Origin of the sequence: Streptomyces sp. CBMA123, from assembly GCF_014596465.1 — a bacterium.
Lineage (GTDB): Bacteria > Actinomycetota > Actinomycetes > Streptomycetales > Streptomycetaceae > Kitasatospora.
The window spans coordinates 1-2,470 of sequence record NZ_MECK01000427.1; the positions used below are offsets into that span (position 1 = coordinate 1).

The 2,470-nt window shown below is 73.6% G+C and carries 3 protein-coding genes; 1 reads left to right on the plus strand and 2 read right to left on the minus strand.

What is annotated here, in order from left to right; translation table 11 throughout:
* Positions 1 to 1,227 (plus strand): MinD/ParA family protein (locus BG452_RS32670; protein WP_188307973.1); only part of this gene is annotated, 1,227 nt, incomplete at its 5' end.
* A 56-nt stretch (positions 1,228 to 1,283) separates the two neighbouring features.
* Here the strand turns inward: BG452_RS32670 and BG452_RS32675 are convergent.
* Complete coding sequence (locus BG452_RS32675; RefSeq protein WP_188307974.1) at positions 1,284 to 2,225, minus strand: bifunctional riboflavin kinase/FAD synthetase; 942 nt, start codon at positions 2,223 to 2,225, stop codon at positions 1,284 to 1,286.
* A gap of 64 nt (positions 2,226 to 2,289) precedes the next feature.
* Positions 2,290 to 2,470: hypothetical protein (locus BG452_RS46215; protein ID WP_223243064.1), on the minus strand; the 181-nt coding region annotated here is incomplete at its 5' end.

Consider the following 2,470-nt stretch of genomic DNA (forward strand, 5'->3'; position numbering starts at 1 on the left):
CAGCAGGCCGCCGCCCCGCAGCAGACCGCCCACGGCGCCCCGCTCGGCTACACCGCCGCCGTCGAGCTGTCCTCCGACCGGCTGCTGCGCAGCCAGCCCAAGCAGCAGCGCCAGCAGCCGCGGTTCCAGTTCGGCGGGAAGGCCGCGGCGGCCGAGAAGGCCCGCAAGCTGGAGACCATCCGCACCCCGGTGATGAGCTGCTACCGGATCGCCGTGATCAGCCTCAAGGGCGGCGTCGGCAAGACCACGACCACCACCGCGCTCGGCGCGACCCTGGCCAGCGAGCGCCAGGACAAGGTGATCGCGATCGACGCCAACCCGGACGCCGGCACCCTGGGCCGCCGGGTCAAGCGCCAGACCGGCGCGACCATCCGCGACCTGGTGACGGCGATCCCGCACCTGCGCAGCTACATGGACATCCGTCAGTTCACCTCGCAGGACCTGAACTCGGGCCTGGAGATCCTGGCGAACGACGTCGACCCGGCCGTCTCGACCACCTTCAACGACTCGGACTACCGCCAGGTCATCGACGTGCTGGGCCGCCAGTACCCGATCATCCTGACCGACTCCGGCACCGGCCTGCTGTACAGCGCGATGCGCGGGGTGCTGGACCTCGCCGACCAGCTGATCATCGTCTCCACCCCGAGCGTGGACGGCGCCTCCAGCGCCTCGACCACCCTGGACTGGCTCTCCGCGCACGGCTACGCCGACCTGGTGCAGCGCAGCATCACGGTGGTCTCCGGGGTGCGCGAGACCAGCAAGATGATCAAGGTCGAGGACATCGTCGCGCACTTCCAGACCCGCTGCCGCGGCGTCATCGTGGTGCCCTTCGACGAAAGCCTGGCCGCCGGTGCCGAGGTCAACCTCGACATGATGCGGCCCAAGGTCCGCGAGGCGTACTTCGAGCTGGCCACCCTGGTCGGCGAGGACATCGCCCGGGCCCAGCAGGCGGCCGCCCAGCAGGCCGGCTGGCAGCAGCAGGCCCAGGCCGGGTACCAGCAGCAGCCGCAGCCGTACGCCGACCCCCAGCAGCAGGGCTACCCCGGCCAGGCGGCCCAGCCCGTCCCCGGGGCGCCGTGGGCGCCACAGCCCGGCCAGGCCCCGCCGCCACCCGGGTACGGCTACCCGCAGCAGCCCGCCCCCGGAGCCCCCTGGCCGCAGCAGCCGGGCGCCCCGCAGCCGGGCCCGGGCTACGGCTACCCGCCGCAGGCGCCGCCCCAGCAGTGACGACGGAAGGGCCCGCCGACTCCGAAGTCGGCGGGCCCTTCCACATCCGGCCGGGATCAGGCCTCGGTCAGCTCCCGGGCCTGCTTGACGTCGTCGGCCATCCGGTCCAGCAGCGCCTCGATGGAGTGGAACTTCTCCATCCCGCGCAGGTAGGCCAGGAAGTCCACGGCCACGTGCAGCCCGTACAGGTCCAGGCCGACCCGGTCGATGGCGTACGCCTCGACGGTGCGGGCGGTGCCGTCGAAGGTCGGGTTGGTGCCGACCGAGATCGCCGCCGGCATCCTCTCGCCCTCGGCGGTCAACCAGCCCGCGTACACGCCGTCGGCCGGGACGGCGCTGTGCGGCACGGTCTCCACATTGGCGGTCGGGTAGCCGAGCTCGCGGCCGCGCTGCGCCCCGCGCACCACCACGCCCTCGACCCGGTGCGGGCGGCCGAGCACCTCGTTGGCGCCGGCCATGTCCCCGGTCTCGACCAGGCGGCGGGTCAGGCTGGAGGAGAACGGCTCGCCGTCCCCGGCGGTGCCGGACACCTGGAGGTCCACCACCTCGACCTGGAAGTCGTCCGCCCGGCCCAGCTCGGTGAGCAGCGCGACGTCCCCGGCGGCCTTGTGCCCGAAGCGGAAGTTGGGGCCCTCGATGACGACCCGGGCGCGCAGCGCGTCCACCAGCACCTGCTGGACGAAGGTCTCCGGGGACTCCTGGGAGAACGCGGTGGTGAACGGCAGCACCAGCACCGCGTCCACGCCGAGTTCGGCGATCAGCTCGGCCCGGCGCGGGTGCGGCGCGAGCAGCGGCGGGTGGCTGCCCGGGCGGATCACCTCGCGCGGGTGCGGGTCGAAGGTCACCACGACCGAGGGGAGGCCGAGTTCGCGGGCCCGCTCGACGGCCCGGCCGATGATCAGCTGATGCCCGCGGTGCACTCCGTCGAACGAGCCGATGGTGACGACGCTGCGTCCCCAGTCACCGGGGATCTCCTCCAGGCCACGCCAGCGCTGCACCCGACTGCTCCTAGTTCCGTACGGTGCGTACCCTCGGCACGCTCAAACGCTCACAACCGAACCCCTATAGCGTGCCATGCGCCTGCCCGGGCTCAGGCACCGGAAGGGGGGTTGGGCGCACCGGTGCGCGCAGCGCTCCCGCGGGTACGGCCCGCTCGGCCTCGGCGGCGGCGTACTGAGGGTCCCGGCCGGCCGCGACCAGGGCCCGCAGCCGGGCCAGCCGGGGGCCGTCCGGGGCCGTCGGG